This is a genomic window from Variovorax sp. PBL-E5 (assembly GCF_901827185.1).
Lineage (GTDB): Bacteria > Pseudomonadota > Gammaproteobacteria > Burkholderiales > Burkholderiaceae_C > Variovorax.
In genome coordinates this window covers 3,203,317-3,220,146 of the sequence record NZ_LR594671.1, presented here as the reverse complement: position 1 = coordinate 3,220,146, position 16,830 = coordinate 3,203,317, and the positions used below count along the sequence as shown (strand labels likewise).

Genomic DNA, 16,830 nt, shown 5'->3' with positions numbered 1-16,830 from the left:
ATCCAATCATGAACAAGAAAATCGCGTTCAAAAAACAGCCGCCCAGCTTCTACGCGGGCGATGCCCTTCACGCCATCAAGCAACAAAAGCTTCAGAAAGCGCTGGAGCAGTCCGGCTTCGACGCCTTCCTCTTCTGCAAGGCAGAGGCGGTGCGATGGGTGACAGACTTTTACGTCAAGGGTTTTCGCCCGTTCCTGGAACCCGAATACGTTGCGTTGGTGGTGAAGGGCAAGCCGCCGGTAGTGGGGTACATCTCCGGCAGCGACGACCTGCGAATTCAGTTCAAGTCAGACATCCAAGACGCCCTCCGATTGCCTCACGTGACGAAGTGGCACGAGGTCATCGAAAAGATGCTGGCCGACTATGGCGTCAGCCGCGGCCGGATCGCCACGGACGTCATGCCGCACATGGTGTACAGAGGTCTCACCAAAGCCTGCCCGGAGCTGGAGATCGATGACGTCACCCCGATGTGGCTGCAACTCACGGCGGTCAAGCACCCGATCGAAGTGGATCTGATCCGCGCCTCGTTGCGCGTGGCGGATCTCGGCGCCTTGGCTGCCATCGAAGCAATCCGGCCGGGAGTGACCGAGCATTCGGTTTCCGCCGCTGCCGTCACTGCGATGCGGCGTGCGGGTTCGGAGTTCGAGCCGTTCATTCCGTTGATCGCGTCTGGCCCGAATGCCTCGATGTTCGAGCGCATCGCCACCGAGAAGGTCATCGAGGCCGGCGAGATGGTCATTCTCGATCTCGGCGCGGTCGTGAAGGGCTATACCGCCGACCTTGGGCGGACGGTGCTTTGCGGTGGAGAACCGACCGCCAAGCAGCGGCAGATTTACCAGGCGACATACCTCGCCCTGCAGGAAGCGAAGAAGATGATCCGCCCGGGAGTGACCGGCAAGGCGATCGACGCACGTGCGCGGGAAGTCATCGTGGACAGCGGGTGGGGCGACTATGTCTACAGCGGCAACACGGGGCACCAGCTTGGCTACGGATTGCACGGCGAGCCGCTGGTCGACCGTCGCGTGGACTTCGTCGTCGAAGAAAACATGGTCATGTGCCTCGAGCCGCGCATCGTGCTGCCGGACCAGCCGGAAGTCGGCGGCGCGCATCTCGAAGACGTCGTCGTCGTCACATCGAACGGCTTCGAACAACTCAACACGACCCCGTACGACGCGCGTCTGCTTGGTTGATTGTGGAAACCCGCACCCGGAGAGCACCCATGACGCACTTCCCGATGAATCGCCGCCGCTTCACCTCTGCACTCGGTGCGGCCGTGGCGGCAACAGCCATTCCTGGCATCAGCCTCGCCCAAAAGCCGCTGCAAATCATCGTCGGCTATCCGCCCGGCGGCAGCACGGATACCTTCGCGCGCCTGCTCTCGTCGCCGCTGCAGGGAGTCCTGGGTCGCACCGTCGTCGTTCGCAACCAGCCGGGAGCAGGTGGGCAGATCGCAGCCATGGCGCTGCTACGTGACGGCGCAGACGGGTCTGCCGTGCTGGCGATCAACCAGCCGGACCTCAATCTTGTCATCGCCCGCGGGAATGCTGCGCTCAGCGCCGACGACTTCCGGGTGATCATGGCCGACCTGCACGAGCCGCGGGTGTTCCTGGTCAGAAACGATTCGAACATCTCGAACTTCGTCAAGTTCGTGGAGCAGGCAAGGGCAAACCCGGGCAAGCTCTCCATCTCCGTCGCGGGCGGGACCGCGCAGGAGGTGATGGCCAGGTGGCTGATCGACAAGCTCAAGATCGATGTCTTGGTGGTCAATTACAAGGGGGGCTCGGAAGCGATCACTGCCCTGATGGCCGGCGATGTCACCGCGAACCTCGGCGACGACTTCGCGCGGTCAACGATGCGCTCCAAGACCACGGCGCTCTTCATCGGCTCGAACAAGAAGAGCCCCCGTTGGCCCGAGGCAGAGACGCTGGAAATCCAGCTGAAATCGCTTGGCGTCGCAATGCCATCGCCTGAGTTTCTCGGCCGCAATGGGGTCTACGTTGTCTCTGCCGCGTTCGCACGGAACAATTCGAAGGGGTACCAGCAACTGCAGCAGGCGATCCTGAAAGCCCGCACTGGACAGGTTTTCAGTGATTACATCAAGGCCAACAATATTGCTGATCTATCTCTTGGCGTGCCCGGCGAGCAGTACGACCGAGTGTTCGCAGCGGAGATGCAGGAGATTGCACGCGTGATGAAGTAGCTCTTAGCTAAGGAAACCGAAGATGATCGAGATCCGCAACGTTTCCAAGTGGTACGGACCGGTGCAAGTGCTCGAGAACTGCTCGACCCGCGTCGAAAAAGGGGAGGTCGTGGTTGTCTGCGGCCCGTCCGGATCCGGCAAGTCCACGTTGATCAAGACGGTCAACGGGCTGGAGACGATTCAAGGCGGTGCCATCATTGTCGACGGCGTTGACGTTCACGCATCCAGAACAAAGCTGCCGGCGCTGCGTGCCAGGGTCGGCATGGTGTTTCAGCACTTCGAACTGTTTCCGCACCTGTCCGTCACGGAGAACCTGGTGCTCGCACAGATCAAGGTGCTGGGACGGAGCAGCCTGGAAGCCGGCCAGAGAGGCCTGCGGATGCTGGAACGGGTCGGGCTGACCCAGCACAAGGACAAGTATCCGGGACAGCTTTCCGGCGGCCAGCAGCAGCGCGTCGCGATCGCCCGAGCGCTGAGCATGGATCCTGTGGTGATGCTGTTCGACGAGCCGACCTCAGCCCTCGACCCGGAGATGGTCGGCGAGGTCCTGGACGTCATGGTGCGCCTGGCCGGGGAAGGCATGACGATGATGGTCGTCACGCATGAAATGGGCTTCGCTCGCAAGGTCGCCGATCGCGTGATCTTCATGGATGTAGGCGGCCGGATCCTGGTCGACTGCGCGAAGAACGAATTTTTCCATCCTTCGGCGGCGCGGCATCCCCGTACCAAGGACTTCCTGGACCGCATCCTTACCCAATAGTGAGCCGTCCAACGCGGCTGCCATACATCAAACTTATGGGACTTGGCGGGACTCTATTTCGAGGATGGGAAATTCGCCCGGGCGGTCGCCGTCAACGACAAGAGCTTCTCGTACTATGTGGACCTTGTCGACGGCGCCGTCTCGGAACGCAGGCTCCCCACCTTGGTACTGAAATAGATTCGCCCGAGATCAGCACAGGCAGCGAATTTCCTCTTCAGCAAGGGCAGTGATAGTCAATATGCGCGGTGTCCGAACTGCCTCTTGCGTGTCAAGTGCGACATGCGCCTGGTGGTCCATTCCCCGTTCGGGCTTGCGAAACTTGGGGCGCGAATCCGCCGCAAATTCGACCTCTTGCGCCTCGCGTCGCGCTTGCCTTCGGTTGCCCCTGGCCTGAGGAACCGAGATCTGCCTCGCCGGCACAGCCCTCGACCGCACCACGCCGTGGGCGTCTAGGCTTGGCAATCCCAGTAAAGGCGTGTTGGATTCGACACGAGGATTCGATCAAGACAGGCCTGATCATCGACCCACGAACAAAGCTTGGCCACGAACACAGCCGTGTTCGGAGGATTCTGCACCGACGTATGGGGCCAATCGCTGCCCCAGACCACGCGATACGGCGCAATCTGGATCCAGTGCCTGGCGACCGCGTCAACGTCCTCATACGCGCTTTGCCCGCCGCGCCCCGAGTCCAGGTACGGCGCTGAGAGCTTCATCCAGGCTCGGCCCTCACCGAGCAATCTCTCGATGGTGCTTGCGGCAGGGTGCGTGAGGCCTCTCGACACAGGTAGTCTGCCGAGGTGGTCGAAGACGACTTCCACCGGCAGCCGGCGAAGCAGGTCTTCGTGAGCCACGATCTGATCTGCAGTCCAATGCAGTTGCACGTGCCAGCCCATTGCCTTGATGCGGGCTGCCAGCGGTTCGACCATGTCGAACGAGGTCGGTGCATGCTCTGGCGTATAGAGAGTGAACCGGATCCCGCGGATGCCCTGGTCGTGGAGCAAGTGAAGCGTCGCGTCGCTGACGTCGGGGCGTACTACCGCGACACCCCTTGCACGTGAGACTCCCAGCTGCGCAATGGCATCGACGGTGACGGCGTTGTCCGTGTCGTAGTTTCTGGGCGTGACGACGACCGCGCGCTCCATGCCCAATGCCCGTTGAACCCGCGCGTAAGCCGCAGCCGTGCACGAAACCGCACTCATGTCGTCAGCAGGGAGGCGCTCACGAAAGCGGGGATCGAAGATGTGAAGGTGGCAATCACAGGCGTTTGGAGGGATGATCAATCGGGAAGCCATGACTTGCGTTGACATTCGAGTTCGTGCGTCCACTCAGGCGATGGCTTTTCGCTGCAGGTACTTCACCCCGCCCGAGGCGATGACGCAGATGACGAGATAAACGGCGGCCGCGAAGATATAAAACTCCACCACGCGTCCGTCCCGCTGCCCAATTTCGGATGCCGCACCGAAGAAGTCCGTCAGTGATAGCACGTAGACCAGGGACGTATCCTGGAACAGGACAATGATTTGCGACAACACCGCCGGAGCCATGTTCCTGAGCGCCTGCGGGAGCACGACCAGGATCATCGCCTGTCGATAGTTCATGCCCAGCGCGAAAGCTGCGTGGGTCTGGGCCTTTCGCACTGAACCGATGCCCGCCCGCATGATTTCGCAAAAATAGGCACTCTCGAACAGGATGAAGGTGACGAACGCAGACGTGTAGCCACCCACCTGGACGGGCTGCGTCGACCTTGTCAGCCATCCCAGGAGATATGGCGCCAGGAAGTAGATCCAGAAGATCACCAGCAACAAGGGAATCGACCGCATCGCATTCACGTAGAGTGCGGCCAGGTTCGAAAAGACCCGAATGTGCGCAACCCGGAGCACGGCCAGGCAGGTTCCGAGCAGCATGCCCGCCAGCGTGGCGACCAACGTCAGTTCGAGCGAGAAGCGCATCCCGCTTGCAAACAAGTAGGTCAGTTCACCGCCGGAACCGAGGCTCTGCAAGATGTTCATTCTTTGACTCCCGAACCAACTCTTCGGCGCGCTCGCGTTCCGGGTGTCAGTTGAACGATCGATCCAGTCGGCGCATCGCCTGCACCACCGTCACGTTCAGCAAAAGGTAGATCAAGGTCGCCGCCGAGAACGCTTCAAAGACGTGAAAGCTGAACTCCTGCATGGACCGGGCTGCACCCGTCAGCTCGAGCAGTCCGATGGTCATCGCGACGGATGATGACTTCACCGTCGACATCATTTGCGAGGTCAAGGGAGGAATGATCAATCTGAAGGCTTGCGGCAGGAGCACGTACAGGTAAACCTGGGCCGGACTGAAGCCCATCGCCGCAGCGGCATTCTTCTGGCCGCGCGCCACCGACTGCACCCCGGCCCTGATGATCTCGGTCATGTGCGCCCCCTGGTACAAGCTCAGGCATAGGAGCGCCGGAACGAACTGTGCCCACGGAATTGGCAGCCCCTTGATCGCGCGGCCCATCTCCGCCGGCAGGAGTTCTGGCACGACGAAATACCAGAGAAACATCTGGACCAGCAAAGGAATGCCTCTGAAGAACTCGACGTAGGCGGCGGACACGACGCGCAGCGGCTTGCTGCGAACCGTGCGCGCGATGCCGAAAACCAGTCCCAAGGCAAGGCCAAAGATCCAGCCGCAGACAGCCAGGGCGAGGGTCCACCCTGTCCCGATCAGTATCGATTGCAGGAAAGTGTGGACGCCGTCGAGAGACATCTGGCCGAAAATCGACCAGTTCCAGTCATAGTTCATGGCCGTCTAACCGTCGTTCTCCGTCTTCCGAATTCGCTGCAGCCTCATTCGTACGCCTGCGGGTCCGGCGAGTCGCTCGGGTTGGCAAGGGCTCGCTTGAGCTCCGCGCTCATCGGGTATCTGAGGTCGATGCCGTGCGGCGGGATCGGGGAATTGAAATACTTGTCATAGATCCGCGCCACCTCTCCGCTACGAATGAGGGAGATGACGGCGGCATCGACCGTTTTCTTGAACCGGGGGTCGTCCTTCGGCATGACGATCCCGTACGGTGCCACCATCAGGGCCTTGGTCCCGATCACGTAATCCGCAGGTGCGCCCGAAGTGGCAACCAGCGCATACGCCATCCCGTCATCGGCCACCGTTGCAGCAGCGCGCGAGGTTTTGACGGAGAGGAACGATTCGGGCGCGTCCTTGACCGGGACGACGGACATTCCTAGTTTTTGCTCGTTGTTGATTTTCTCGATGACTGCCAGGTTCAGCCCCCCGGACAAGCTGGTCACGGTCTTGCCCCTGAACTGCCGCACGTCGTTCATGTCCAGCCTGCTGTCTTTCCTTCCCAGCAGCACCACCTTGGCTACGAAAGTCGTGGGCGCGAAGTCGACGAACTGATGCCGTTCCGCCGTATTGGTGGTGTTGCCGCATTCCAGGTCGATGGTCCCATTCGCCAGCAACTGCAGACGCGTGGCCGACGTGACCGGCACGTAGCGGATATCGAGCTTCGGTACGCCGAGGGACGCCCTGACTTGGTCGGCGATGCGTTGGCAGATCTCGATCGAATAGCCGACCATATTCTGGTTGCCGTCCTTGAAGGCAAACGGTAGCGAGCTGGTTGGCGATCCGATCGAGATGCTTCCCTCCGCCTTGATCTTGTCGAGGCGGCTGGGAGCCTGCCCGTATGCCGAAGTGGCGGCACCCACCAACGCAGTTGCGGCGGAGGCAACTGCGACAAACGCAAGCAGACTTTTGCTGTTCATGATCTCTTCCCAGGTTAATCAACCGACCGGATTGCGAAGGAGCGCGGTGACAGCGGGTGCCTTCGCGCCGTGAACTGCCGACCCGATGTAATCTAGCCGCATTCGCTTGCGATGAGAATTGACAGATTCGCATTTTGGCTTTGAGCCAATCTCATGAATCAAGCGGGTCGGCGGCCACCTGGCACGCCCTGAGCTACACGCCAGCTGTGTCAGTCTGCTCCGCGCGCGCCTGCACCGCCCTGGTGGTCAAGGGCGGTGCGAACAGCGTTCGCTCTAATGGCAAAGCGCCTTCGATTTCCTGGCTGACCGTCTCCGCGGTCGCTGCCGCCAGGGTCCATCCCAAGTGTCCGTGCCCCGTGTTGTAGAACACGTTGGGGAGCCTTGCCCCTGCCGACTCGAGACAGCATGTCCGGCATCATGGGACGCAGTCCGGCCCACGGCGCGACGCTGCGCGTGTCTATCTCCGTGAAGCATTGATGTACCCAGTCAAGCAACGGCTTCACTCGATCAGCGCGGATGTCCCGGTTGATCCCGTTGAATTCCGCCGTGCCCGCCACCCGGAATCGGTTCAAGCCGAGCCGGTTGGTGACGATCTTGGTCGCGTCGTCCAGCAAGCTCACCTCGGGAGCGGCTGCCTGGCTGGCGCGATCGCCCAGGTTGACGGTGATGGAGTACCCCTTGACCGGGTACACGTTGACCCTGTCGCCCAGTGCCGCAGCCAGCCGGCGACTTCCTGTGCCAGCACACACGATGAGCGCATCGAAGCTGCGACGTGCGATGCCTTCGGCCGAGGATGAAGTCACATGGACTGGGAATTCAGACTCGATGACTTGGCGATAAACGCTCCACAGGTCCATCGTCACGACGCGGACCTTCTCCTTGCCGGGAAGAGTCCGGAAAGTACCGCACAAGATCCACCTTCTTGCGGGTGGGAAGCATGTCAAACAGCGTCTGCTCAGAGACATTAGTGAGCATGGCCCGGTACTCGCCGACGATCTTCAATTCGTCGATGCCCAGAATCTCTGGTATTACGCACGGCAGCTCGCTCTTCAACCGCTCCACGTAATCGTCGAAGATATGTCGGACCGTCTTGTCGGCTACGCCAAGTTCGCGCGCCAGGTCGGCAAAGGTTCGCTTCAGGCAAGAGTCTCCACATAGCGGACGAATCGCGTCGTCGCCAGCCGCTTCGGATCAATTTGATCCAGCGTAGTGAACAAGGTCTTGCCGCAACCAGCGCAGCGATAGCGCTGCCGCTCAACGTGGAGAACGACATGCTTGCCTCGGATCGGCGTGTCGATGTAGCTCTGTGTTTGCCCACCGTGTCGATGCAGGTTGCCCGCAGCGAAGCGGAGGGACACGCGCAGTGGGGTCGCCTTTTCTTGCTTACTTCTTTTGGCAAGACAAAACAAGTGAGTCGCCCGCCGGGGCGAATTCCCGGCCAACGGCCTAACCAGCGAAGACAACAGTTCAAAGGCCCAGCGCCCTCACCCCAACCCTCTCCCAGAGGGAGAGGGCGCAACTACACCCCCTTCTCGGCATCCCGAATCGAAGAACTGATCGGCAACGGCCCAAAGGTATCGAGCACGAACTCATAGCGCTCGGGCCGGATGAAGAAGGTGCTGCGTTCGAGCGATCGTTCATCCGCGGAAAAGGACTCGCGCGCCATCACCAGCACGGAGGATTTCTTCGCCAGTCGCAGCGCCTTGCCGACGTCCGCATCGGCCGGCTGCACCCGGATGTGCACGCTCGCGCGGGCGACCTTCAGCTTCAGCAGTTTTTCGAGGATGCCGTAGATCGGATGCTCGCTCGCCTGCTGCCACGACACGGCCGCGGCCTCCGGCGGCAGCCATGCGCAGACCAGCGCGATCGGTTCGTCGTCGACCGTGTAGAGACGGCGCAGCTCAAAGCCGTGCTCCTTGCCCGCACCCGCATCGCGCCCGACGGCCGAGAACGCCAGCAGCCGCGTCTTCGGATGCACGCCCTGCTGCAGCAGCGAATCGTAGAAGCCGCGCATCGAATGCAGCTCGTGCTGCAGCTTCTGGCCGGCGACAAAAGTGCCCTTGCCCTGCTTGCGCACCACCTGCCCGTCGCGCAACAGCTGCGCCATCGCCTGCCGCACCGTCACGCGGCTGACGCCGAAGCGCGTCATGAACTCGCGCTCGGCCGGCAGCCGCCCATCGGTGGCGAAGGCGCCGCCGGCGATCTCCGCCTTGAGCCGGTCGGCGATCTGCTGGTAGAGCGAGACGGCGGTCGCCCGATCGACCGTCATTGCGCTCGAACGCGGCATCGCCATGTCGCGCCGGCTCAGGTCAGCACGCGCAAGGACTTGCGCACGGGATCGATCTCGACCGTGGCGCCGTGCGGCACCTTCGCCGTGATGTCCTCGTCGAAGCCCGCGAGCATCGTGATGCCGCCGAACGCAGCGCCCTGCACCAGGATCGGGTTGACGGTGTTGAACACGATCGCGAGCGGCACCATCCGCCGCGAAGCCATCTCGTGCAGCATCCAGGCGCTCGCCACGCCGCCCTTGGCGGTGTCGAGCACCAGGATCTTGCCGGCATAGGACTGGCCGGCGAGCTGGTGCGCAGGCCGCGAGAAGATGCCGCGGTTGCGGTCGAGGTCGTAGCGCGCCGAGAAGCCATCGTGCGCCACCAGCGCTTCGCCGCGCACGCGCTGGCCGATCGCGTGCCGTGCCAGCCATTCGCTGCTGTTGCTGCCGCTCATGCCAGCCTCCCTGTTTCGGCTGCCTGCACGCAGCGCTCCATCGATGCCAGCATCGGCACGTAGCCGTAGCCGCCGAGAATGTTCACCAGCTTGGCGCTGTTGGTCGCCAGCCGCTTCCAGCCCTTCGCATCCGCCATCTCGCGCGCATAGGACTGGTAGAAGCACATGCCCGACATCACATGGCCGCCGGCTTCCTCGATCCTTGCGGTGAAGCCCATGCGGTCGCAGTCCGGCTTGACCTGCGGACTGGTGATCGCGAGCAGCGGCCGCTGGAAGCGGCGCCCTTCGCAGAGCGCGGAGAGCTCGCGCAGTTCGTAGAGACTGAGCTGCGGCGCGGAGAAGACCACCACGTCGATTTCGTCGCTCGCCGCGTACTGCGATTGCAGCGCGCGGATGTCGGCCTCGCCGATGCGGTGCGCCAGCGGCAGCCGCTCGCCGCCGACATCCTCGATGCGCACCGCCTCGGGCGTGATGCCGACCAGGTGGAAGAGGGCGATCGAGCCGAAGCTCGCCATCGCGGCGCCGAAGTGCTTGAGCGCATCGGAGCCGGGCGCGCCGTCGAGGCCTTCGACCACCGGCACCGACCAGTAGTTGCCCGCAAGCCGGCCGATCACGCCGCCCAGCGCGCCCCATTCGTTGAGACTCTGCGGCGTGTGGTCGACGCGAAAGCGAACGGTGGCCTGGCGCTGCGCGTCGAGATGGAAGCCGTAGCGCGGCGTGCGCCCGGTCAGTCCGGCCGACAGCGCGGAAGGGCCGCCCTCGAAATTCGAGCGCGCACCGCAGACCGAATTCGAATAGATCACCACGCCCGTGTCGCCGAAGGCCAGGTGCTCGCCGCGCGTGGGCGCCTGGATGGTCTGGTAGTTGATGCAGGTGTCGGTCATCGAGACGCCGAGCTGCACGAAGGCATCGATGGCGCGCTGCTCCAGCTCGAGCATCCACTCGCTCTGGCCGAGCACCTCGGACTTGGCGAAGTCGGTGCCGCGCGGATCGGTGATGGTCGGAATGCGCACGGTGCGCTGGCCTTCGCGCGTCGCGGCCAGCTTCTCGAGCCACATCACGCCGGCCTGGCCCAGGCTTTCGGTGTCGGCCATGATGTGCGCCTGCGTCACCGGCACGAAATCCTCGGCGCCGAAGAAATCGCCGACGGCGATCTGGTGCTGAAGGGCCCAGCGCGGGACCGGCCCTGCTTCGCCCGCCAGGATGGCTTGCTCTTGTTCGTTCAGTTTCATGACATCTCGGTGTCGTGGTGGTGGAGGGACATCAGTCCAGCGAGGCGCCGGAATCGCGCACCGCCTTGCCCCACTTGGCGAGCTCGCTGCGATTGAATTCCGCGAAGGCTTCGCCGGTCATGGGGGTGGGCAGCACGCCCAGGCTCGCGAGCTTGTCGCGAAAGGCATCGGAGCGGACCACCCGTTCGATCTCCGTGCGCAAGGTCTGAGCCACGGCCGCCGGCAGGTTGGCGGGCCCGTAGGCGCCCCACCAGGCCTCGGCGGCAAAGCCCTGGAGCCCCGCCTCGGCCATCGTGGGCACGTTCGGCAGCACCGGCGAGCGCGTGGTGCCACTGACCGCCAGCGGGCGCAGCTTGCCAGCCTGCACCTGCGTCAGCACCGATTGCAGCGGGTCGAACATGACGGTGATCTGGTTGCCGAGCAGATCGGTGACGGCCGGCGCGCTGCCGCGGTAGGGCACATGCCGCAATTGGATGCCCGCGGCCTTCGAGAACAGCACGCCGGTCAAGTGGCCCGGCGTGCCGTTGCCGGCCGAGCCGAAGGTGATCGCTCCCGGCTGGGCCTTGGCGGCGGCGATGAATTGGGCCACGTTCGAGAACGGAGCCGCGGTGTTGGCGACCAGCGCGACCGGACCGCTCGCGACCAGCCCGAGCGCGGTGAAGTCGTGGGCCGGATCGTAGGGCAGCTTCTTGTAGAGCGAGGCGTTGATGGCCTGCGTGCCGACCGTGCCGAGCAGCAGCGTGTAGCCGTCGGGCGGGGACTTGGCGACCAGCTCGGCCCCGATCGCGCCGCCGGCGCCGCCGCGGTTGTCGACCACGACCTGCTGCTTCAGCGGATCGGCCAGCAGGAAGGCCAGCGGCCGCGCGACGATGTCGGTCGGGCCGCCGGCGGGAAAGGGAACGACCAGGCGCAGCGCGTGGTCCGGGAAAGCACTTTCGGCCCGCGCGGACCCCGTGCCCAGCAGGCCTGATGCGAACGCAGCGGCAGCACCGCCGCCGGCCAGGGACAGGAAGTCGCGGCGTGTCGGCGCTTTCGGGTCGGGCGTGAGATCCATCGGACTGCCTTCGATCGTTGGAAAGCGTCAAATGTATTAGATGGTTCTATACCTTGCAAGTCCAATGATTCATCCCGAGAAACCGCCTTCATCCAGGAATCGCTGCTCCTCTTCGGTCGTGCTGCGCCCGAGGGCCCGATTGCGATGCGGAAAGCGGCCGAAGCGGGCGACGATGTCGCGGTGAAGCACGGCGTAGCGGCGCGTGTCCGCATCGAGCCGGCCGTTGAGCTCGACCGACCGTTCCTGGTCGGCCAGCGCCTCCGAATGCATGAAGGGGAGGTAGAAGAAGGGACGGAGCGCCACGTCGATCTGCTGGTCCAGGCCGGCTTCGATCGCTGCGCGCGCGATGCGCACGGCCAGGCCATCGGTGGCGAACATGTGGCCGCTGCCGCGCCAGGCATTGCGCGGGAACTGGTCGAGCAGGACCAGCAGCGCCAACGCGCCTTCGGCGCCGGCGGCCCAGCCGTCGAGGGCGCCGGTCGCGGCGGCATGGTGCGCGGCCTCGAAACGCGACTTGAACTCGGCGTCGAAGGCTGCGTTCTTTGCGAACCATCGCTTGGGGCCGGCTTCGCGCCAGAAGGCCGCGACGTCGCGGGCAGAGGGCAGGGTGTCCATGCCGCGGATGATGCCAGCCGAAGCTTAAAGACGGGCTTGCGGCCGACATGGAAGGGACCCGCCCTTGCCCTATGCTGGCCGCTCCTGAAACTGTTGCTGGAGAACGCACATGAACCGATACGGCACCCTTTTGCGCATGGCTCTCGTCACCGGCGTCGCGACCGTGGCCCTCGCGGGCTGCGGGATGATGTCGAAGTCCCATATCGCGAGCTTCAGCGGCGCGATGAACGCGGCCAGCGAAGTGCCGCCCAACATGACGCGCGGCAGCGGCATGGCCGAAGCCTGGCTGAACAAGGACACCAACGTCCTCAAGTACAAGATCACCTTCGAAGGCCTGAGCGGTCCGGCCACGGCGGCGCATTTCCACGGTCCGGCCGCAGCGGGCGCCAATGCGCCGGTCGTGCTGCCGTTCGCCAAGCCGGTCAGCCCGATCGAAGGCGAGGCGACACTCACGCCGGCCCAGGCGGCCGATCTGATGTCCGGCCGCTGGTATGCCAACGTGCACACGGCGGCCAACGCGGGCGGCGAGATCCGCGGCCAGATGCTGCCGAAGATGTAAGTCAGGCCGGAGTCGCTCGCTTCGTGTCCAATGGAGGCATGAAGAAAACGAGCCGCTCCGCCATCGAATTTCCGGGTCACCGGCGCGCCGACATGCGGGCTGCGCCCAAGGCCCTGGTGCTGCAGGGTGGCGGTGCGCTCGGCGCCTATCAGGCCGGCGTGTACGAAGCCCTCTGCGGCACCGACTACCAGCCCGGCTGGATCGCCGGCGTGTCGATCGGCGCCATCAATGCAGCGCTGATCGCCGGCAACCCGCCCGACAAGCGCGTGGAACGGCTGCGCGCATTCTGGGAGCTCGTCTCGTCCGCGCCTGCACAGCGATGGCCGGCCTGGCTGGGCGAACAGGCCTCCCTGAAACAGTGGAGCGCGACGATGGCGGTGGTGGCCGGGATTCCCGGCTTTTTCTTGCCCCGGCTGTCGCCGGAACTGCTGCTGGGCGGCGCCGCGCCGCTCCTGAGCTACTACGACACGGCACCGCTCAGGCAGACGCTCGAGCGGCTGGTCGATTTCGACCGCATCAACGAGGGCGACACCCGCTTCAGCGTCGGTGCCGTCAACGTGCGCACCGGCAATTCGATCTACTTCGACAACACCGTGCAGCGCATCGGACCCGAGCACATCATGGCCAGCGGCGCGCTGCCGCCGGGCTTTCCGCCGGTGCACATCGGTGGCGACGATTACTGGGATGGCGGCCTCGTGTCCAACACGCCGATCCAGTACGTGCTCGACACCCATCCCGGCACCGAGCCGCTGGTGGTGCTGCAGGTGGACCTGTTCAGCGCGCACGGCCTGATGCCCAAGACCCTCTCGCAGGTGATGGAGCGCCAGAAGGACATCACTTACTCCAGCCGCACCCGCATGAACACCGACGCGCTGGCGTCCAACATGAACCTGCAGCAGGCCATCGCCGACCTTATCGACAAGCTGCCGGCCCATCTGCGCAGCGATCCGTCGGTAGCGGCCGTGCAGGCGCAGCTCACGCGCCAGCCGATCGACATCTTCCACCTGATCTACCGCGACAAGCCCTACGAGCTCGATTCGAAGGACTACGAGTTCTCGCGCGCGACGGTCGAGGCGCACTGGGAGGCCGGCATGCGCGACATGCGCCTCACGCTCGCCCATCCCGAGGCGCTGCGCAGCGATGTGCAGTCCGACGGCGTGACCACCTTCGACCTGTGCGAACCGGGCGTGCCGCGCGTCAGGCGGCCGATGGGGCCGTCGTCGAGGCGGCCGGCCCGGGGCGGCGAAAGCCCTGCGCTGACCGGCAAGGTGGAATTGAAGCTTCGTTCCAAGGGAGTTCTATGAAGATCGGCGACATCCGCCGCAACGCCTTCGCGATGCCGCTCACCAGCCCGGCGTTTCCGCCCGGGCCCTACCGCTTCATGCAGCGGGAATTCCTGATCGTGACCTACCGCACCGACCCCGATGCGCTGCGCGCGGTGGTGCCCGAGCCGCTCGAGATCGTCGAGCCGCTGGTCAAGTACGAATTCATCCGCATGCCCGACTCCACCGGCTTCGGCGACTACACCGAATCGGGGCAGGTCATCCCGGTCCAGCTGCGCACCGACAAGGGCGTGGAGCAGGGTGCGTACGTGCATGCGATGTACCTCAACGACCATCCGCCGATCGCCGGCGGCCGCGAGCTCTGGGGCTTTCCGAAGAAGCTGGCCGCGCCGATGCTCGACTACGAGACCGACACCATCGTCGGCACGCTCGATTACGGCAAGGTGCGCGTCGCCACGGCGACCATGGGCTTCAAGCACCGCGCGCTCGATCCGGCACCGGTGCTCGCAGGCATCGCGCAGCCCAATTTCCTGCTCAAGATCATCCCGCATGTCGACGGCACGCCGCGCATCTGCGAGCTGGTGCGCTACCACATGATCGACGTGAATCTCAAGGGCGCATGGACCGGCCCGGCGTCGCTGGAACTGCATCCCCACGCACTCGCTCCCGTGGCGGAGCTGCCCGTGCGCGAGATTGTCTCGGCCGTCCATTACATTGCCGACATGACCCTCGCGCTGGGGACGGTCGAACACGACTATCTCGCGGCCTGATTCTTTCAAACCCACCATCCACCACGGAGAAAACGCTCATGCAACTCAAGGACAAGGTCGCCTTCATCACCGGCTCGGCCAGCGGCATCGGCAAGGAAATCGCCATCGTCTTCGCCCAGGAAGGCGCAAAGGTCGTGATTGCCGACCTGAACAAGGAAGCCGCCGATGCCACGGCCGCCGAACTCAAGGCCACCGGCGCGCAGGCCATCGGCGTCGCGATGGACGTCACGGTGGAAGACCAGGTGAATGCCGGCGTCGAAGAGGCCGTGGCGGCCTTCGGCGGCATCGACATCCTGATCAGCAACGCCGGCATCCAGATCGTGCATCCGGTGGAGGAGTTCACTTTTTCCGACTGGAAGAAGATGCTGGCCATCCATCTCGACGGCGCCTTTCTCACCACCAAGGCCTGCCTCAAGCACATGTACGCGCAAGGCCGCGGCGGCAGCGTGATCTACATGGGCTCGGTGCACTCCAAGGAGGCATCGCTGCTCAAGGCGCCGTATGTCACCGCCAAGCATGGCCTGATCGGCCTGGCCAAGACCGTCGCCAAGGAGGGCGCGAAACACAACGTGCGTGCCAACGTGATCTGCCCGGGCTTCGTGCGCACGCCGCTGGTCGAGAAGCAGATTCCGGAGCAGGCCAAGACGCTGGGCATCACCGAGGACCAGGTGGTGAAGAACGTGATGCTCAAGGACACGGTCGATGGCGAATTCACCACCACCGACGACGTGGCACGCGTCGCGCTGCTGTTTGCGGCCTTTCCTACGAATGCGCTCACGGGCCAGTCCTTGGTGGTGAGCCATGGCTGGTTCATGCAATAACGTTGGCTCGCCCCCAAGCCACGCGCACCCTCTATAGCCTCAGTTCCCAGGTCTCTCCGACCAGCTGCTGGCCGAAGCCCTCATAGGGCTCGGATTTCGTGCGCCTGAAGCCGCGCGCAGCGTAGATGCCGCGCGCGGCGCTCAGGCAGCTGTTGGTCCAGAGCACCATCTTCCTGTAGCCCTTGCTGCGCGCGAAGGCGATGCATTCGTCGGTGAGCCGCGCGCCGAGGCCGAGGCCGCGGGCCTGCGGCGTGAGGATCAGCAGCCGCAGCTGGGCGACGGTCGCCGACTTGCGCGCCACGAACACGCAGCCGACGCGCTCGCCGTCGAGCTCGGCGATCCAGCAGCGTTCCCAGGCGGGCTGGAACTTGCGCAGGAAGCGGGCCGCGATGTCGGCCACGAGCGCTTCGAACTCGCTGTTCCATCCGTATTCGCGGGCATAGATTTCGCCATGCTGCTGCACCACCCAGCCGATGTCGCCGGGCGCGGGATCGCGCAGCACGGCGGCCCGCGGCTTGCCCGGCGCGGCAGCGGCCGGGCCGAGCAGCGATTGCAGCGTGCCCATGGCGCCGATCAGCTGCGCGCGCTGCGCGGCAGACAGCGGTGCGAGCAGGGCGCCGGCTTCGTCGCGCGACTTCTGCTGCAGCGGCGCGAAGGCCTGGTGGCCGGCCTCGGTCAGGCGCAGCACGCTCTGGCGCGCATCGCGTGCGTGCGTTTCGCGCGTGAGCCAGCCCTGGTCCTCGAAGCGGCGCAGGATGCGGCTGAGGTAGCCGCCATCGAGGCTCAGGTCGCGGCCGATCTCGCTCGCGACCGGCGTCTCGCGGTGCGCCAGCTCGTACAGCACGCGCACGTCGGTGAGCGACATGTCGCTGCCCAGATAGGGGTCGAGGGCGCCGATGCGGCGCGTGTAGAAGCGGTTGAACTGGCGGATCGCCTTGACGGCGGCGGCGTCGGAGGGTGGGGCGGTTGAGGCAGGCATGATTGCCATTGTCAAATGAATGATTGACAAAAGCAAGTAATTGACGGGGCGCCTCCCGTCATGCCATATGGCCTTTGGGGCGACAGCGCA

General features: G+C 64.4%; 18 protein-coding genes and 1 pseudogene. 7 read left to right on the top strand and 12 right to left on the bottom strand.

From position 1 onward, the window contains the following. The first annotated feature begins 8 nt into the window (after nt 1-8). Genes WDLP6_RS15630 through WDLP6_RS15620 form a run of 3 tightly spaced genes read left to right on the top strand, consistent with a single transcriptional unit; the run spans nt 9 to nt 2,960 of the window. Nucleotides 9-1,190 carry a M24 family metallopeptidase gene (locus WDLP6_RS15630; RefSeq protein WP_162593078.1) on the top strand — a complete coding sequence of 394 codons (1,182 nt, stop codon included), beginning with the start codon at nt 9-11 and terminating at the stop codon, nt 1,188-1,190. 29 nt (nt 1,191-1,219) lie between these two features. Beyond that, nucleotides 1,220-2,200, top strand: coding sequence for a tripartite tricarboxylate transporter substrate-binding protein (locus WDLP6_RS15625; protein ID WP_162593077.1), 981 nt, complete (start codon nt 1,220-1,222; stop codon nt 2,198-2,200). Nucleotides 2,201-2,222: 22 nt separating this feature from the next. After that, nucleotides 2,223-2,960 carry an amino acid ABC transporter ATP-binding protein gene (locus WDLP6_RS15620; RefSeq protein ID WP_162593076.1) on the top strand — a complete coding sequence of 246 codons (738 nt, stop codon included), beginning with the start codon at nt 2,223-2,225 and terminating at the stop codon, nt 2,958-2,960. Nucleotides 2,961-3,409: 449 nt separating this feature from the next. Here the strand turns inward: WDLP6_RS15620 and WDLP6_RS15615 are convergent, their stop codons facing one another. From WDLP6_RS15615 to WDLP6_RS15565, 11 genes and pseudogenes are all read right to left on the bottom strand, one after another. Next, nucleotides 3,410-4,252 carry an amidohydrolase family protein gene (locus WDLP6_RS15615; RefSeq protein WP_162595112.1) on the bottom strand — a complete coding sequence of 281 codons (843 nt, stop codon included), beginning with the start codon at nt 4,250-4,252 and terminating at the stop codon, nt 3,410-3,412. Between the two features lie 33 nt (nt 4,253-4,285). Beyond that, nucleotides 4,286-4,969: an amino acid ABC transporter permease gene (locus tag WDLP6_RS15610; protein WP_162593075.1), complete on the bottom strand. Its 684-nt coding sequence runs from the start codon at nt 4,967-4,969 to the stop codon at nt 4,286-4,288. Between the two features lie 46 nt (nt 4,970-5,015). Beyond that, nucleotides 5,016-5,729 carry an amino acid ABC transporter permease gene (locus WDLP6_RS15605; protein ID WP_162593074.1) on the bottom strand — a complete coding sequence of 238 codons (714 nt, stop codon included), beginning with the start codon at nt 5,727-5,729 and terminating at the stop codon, nt 5,016-5,018. Between the two features lie 44 nt (nt 5,730-5,773). Further along, on the bottom strand, nt 5,774-6,703 hold the full coding sequence (locus WDLP6_RS15600) for an amino acid ABC transporter substrate-binding protein (RefSeq protein WP_232077079.1): 930 nt from the start codon (nt 6,701-6,703) through the stop codon (nt 5,774-5,776). A 193-nt stretch (nt 6,704-6,896) separates the two neighbouring features. After that, nucleotides 6,897-7,470 (bottom strand): annotated as a pseudogene (locus tag WDLP6_RS15595) (FAD-dependent oxidoreductase); the annotation flags it as partial. A 369-nt stretch (nt 7,471-7,839) separates the two neighbouring features. After that, the gene (locus WDLP6_RS15590) at nt 7,840-8,061 is read right to left on the bottom strand and encodes a transposase family protein (protein ID WP_162593073.1); all 222 of its coding nucleotides are present in this window, start codon (nt 8,059-8,061) and stop codon (nt 7,840-7,842) included. Between the two features lie 161 nt (nt 8,062-8,222). Continuing rightward, entirely contained in the window at nt 8,223-8,996 is a 774-nt protein-coding gene (locus WDLP6_RS15585; protein ID WP_162593072.1) for a GntR family transcriptional regulator, read from the bottom strand. A gap of 11 nt (nt 8,997-9,007) precedes the next feature. Further along, entirely contained in the window at nt 9,008-9,427 is a 420-nt protein-coding gene (locus WDLP6_RS15580; protein WP_162568042.1) for an aconitase X swivel domain-containing protein, read from the bottom strand. After that, on the bottom strand, nt 9,424-10,659 hold the full coding sequence (locus WDLP6_RS15575) for an aconitase X (protein ID WP_162593071.1): 1,236 nt from the start codon (nt 10,657-10,659) through the stop codon (nt 9,424-9,426). Before WDLP6_RS15575 ends, WDLP6_RS15580 begins: the two co-directional genes overlap by 4 nt. A 31-nt stretch (nt 10,660-10,690) precedes the next feature. Then, nucleotides 10,691-11,713: a Bug family tripartite tricarboxylate transporter substrate binding protein gene (locus WDLP6_RS15570; protein ID WP_162593070.1), complete on the bottom strand. Its 1,023-nt coding sequence runs from the start codon at nt 11,711-11,713 to the stop codon at nt 10,691-10,693. A gap of 69 nt (nt 11,714-11,782) precedes the next feature. Then, nucleotides 11,783-12,328: a DUF924 family protein gene (locus WDLP6_RS15565; RefSeq protein ID WP_162593069.1), complete on the bottom strand. Its 546-nt coding sequence runs from the start codon at nt 12,326-12,328 to the stop codon at nt 11,783-11,785. Nucleotides 12,329-12,437: 109 nt separating this feature from the next. Between WDLP6_RS15565 and WDLP6_RS15560 the strand changes: the two genes are divergently transcribed. Genes WDLP6_RS15560 through WDLP6_RS15545 form a run of 4 tightly spaced genes read left to right on the top strand, consistent with a single transcriptional unit; the run spans nt 12,438 to nt 15,761 of the window. Beyond that, nucleotides 12,438-12,887 carry a CHRD domain-containing protein gene (locus WDLP6_RS15560; RefSeq protein ID WP_162568038.1) on the top strand — a complete coding sequence of 150 codons (450 nt, stop codon included), beginning with the start codon at nt 12,438-12,440 and terminating at the stop codon, nt 12,885-12,887. 38 nt (nt 12,888-12,925) lie between these two features. Next, nucleotides 12,926-14,191: a patatin-like phospholipase family protein gene (locus WDLP6_RS15555; protein ID WP_162593068.1), complete on the top strand. Its 1,266-nt coding sequence runs from the start codon at nt 12,926-12,928 to the stop codon at nt 14,189-14,191. Beyond that, nucleotides 14,188-14,940 (top strand): acetoacetate decarboxylase, encoded by a 753-nt coding sequence (locus WDLP6_RS15550; protein ID WP_162593067.1) that lies wholly within the window; start codon nt 14,188-14,190, stop codon nt 14,938-14,940. The genes WDLP6_RS15555 and WDLP6_RS15550 overlap by 4 nt, the downstream gene beginning before the upstream one ends. Before the next feature lie 38 nt (nt 14,941-14,978). Continuing rightward, nucleotides 14,979-15,761 carry a 3-hydroxybutyrate dehydrogenase gene (locus WDLP6_RS15545; RefSeq protein ID WP_162593066.1) on the top strand — a complete coding sequence of 261 codons (783 nt, stop codon included), beginning with the start codon at nt 14,979-14,981 and terminating at the stop codon, nt 15,759-15,761. A 31-nt stretch (nt 15,762-15,792) separates the two neighbouring features. On the opposite strand, the gene WDLP6_RS15540 is transcribed toward WDLP6_RS15545, so the two are convergent. Then, the gene (locus tag WDLP6_RS15540; RefSeq protein ID WP_162593065.1) at nt 15,793-16,749 is read right to left on the bottom strand and encodes a bifunctional helix-turn-helix transcriptional regulator/GNAT family N-acetyltransferase; all 957 of its coding nucleotides are present in this window, start codon (nt 16,747-16,749) and stop codon (nt 15,793-15,795) included. Nucleotides 16,750-16,830 lie beyond the last annotated feature (81 nt).

Bases quoted from the DNA above. Each gene is read 5' to 3' on its own strand.
- WDLP6_RS15630 (WP_162593078.1), top strand. From the start codon at position 9: ATGAACAAGAAAATCGCGTTCAAAAAACAGCCGCCCAGCTTCTACGCG.
- WDLP6_RS15625 (WP_162593077.1), top strand. From the start codon at position 1,220: ATGACGCACTTCCCGATGAATCGCCGCCGCTTCACCTCTGCACTCGGT.
- WDLP6_RS15620 (WP_162593076.1), top strand. From the start codon at position 2,223: ATGATCGAGATCCGCAACGTTTCCAAGTGGTACGGACCGGTGCAAGTG.
- WDLP6_RS15615 (WP_162595112.1), bottom strand. From the start codon at position 4,252: ATGGCTTCCCGATTGATCATCCCTCCAAACGCCTGTGATTGCCACCTT.
- WDLP6_RS15610 (WP_162593075.1), bottom strand. From the start codon at position 4,969: ATGAACATCTTGCAGAGCCTCGGTTCCGGCGGTGAACTGACCTACTTG.
- WDLP6_RS15605 (WP_162593074.1), bottom strand. From the start codon at position 5,729: ATGAACTATGACTGGAACTGGTCGATTTTCGGCCAGATGTCTCTCGAC.
- WDLP6_RS15600 (WP_232077079.1), bottom strand. From the start codon at position 6,703: ATGAACAGCAAAAGTCTGCTTGCGTTTGTCGCAGTTGCCTCCGCCGCA.
- WDLP6_RS15585 (WP_162593072.1), bottom strand. From the start codon at position 8,996: ATGGCGATGCCGCGTTCGAGCGCAATGACGGTCGATCGGGCGACCGCC.
- WDLP6_RS15580 (WP_162568042.1), bottom strand. From the start codon at position 9,427: ATGAGCGGCAGCAACAGCAGCGAATGGCTGGCACGGCACGCGATCGGC.
- WDLP6_RS15575 (WP_162593071.1), bottom strand. From the start codon at position 10,659: ATGAAACTGAACGAACAAGAGCAAGCCATCCTGGCGGGCGAAGCAGGG.
- WDLP6_RS15570 (WP_162593070.1), bottom strand. From the start codon at position 11,713: ATGGATCTCACGCCCGACCCGAAAGCGCCGACACGCCGCGACTTCCTG.
- WDLP6_RS15565 (WP_162593069.1), bottom strand. From the start codon at position 12,328: ATGGACACCCTGCCCTCTGCCCGCGACGTCGCGGCCTTCTGGCGCGAA.
- WDLP6_RS15560 (WP_162568038.1), top strand. From the start codon at position 12,438: ATGAACCGATACGGCACCCTTTTGCGCATGGCTCTCGTCACCGGCGTC.
- WDLP6_RS15555 (WP_162593068.1), top strand. From the start codon at position 12,926: ATGAAGAAAACGAGCCGCTCCGCCATCGAATTTCCGGGTCACCGGCGC.
- WDLP6_RS15550 (WP_162593067.1), top strand. From the start codon at position 14,188: ATGAAGATCGGCGACATCCGCCGCAACGCCTTCGCGATGCCGCTCACC.
- WDLP6_RS15545 (WP_162593066.1), top strand. From the start codon at position 14,979: ATGCAACTCAAGGACAAGGTCGCCTTCATCACCGGCTCGGCCAGCGGC.
- WDLP6_RS15540 (WP_162593065.1), bottom strand. From the start codon at position 16,749: ATGGCAATCATGCCTGCCTCAACCGCCCCACCCTCCGACGCCGCCGCC.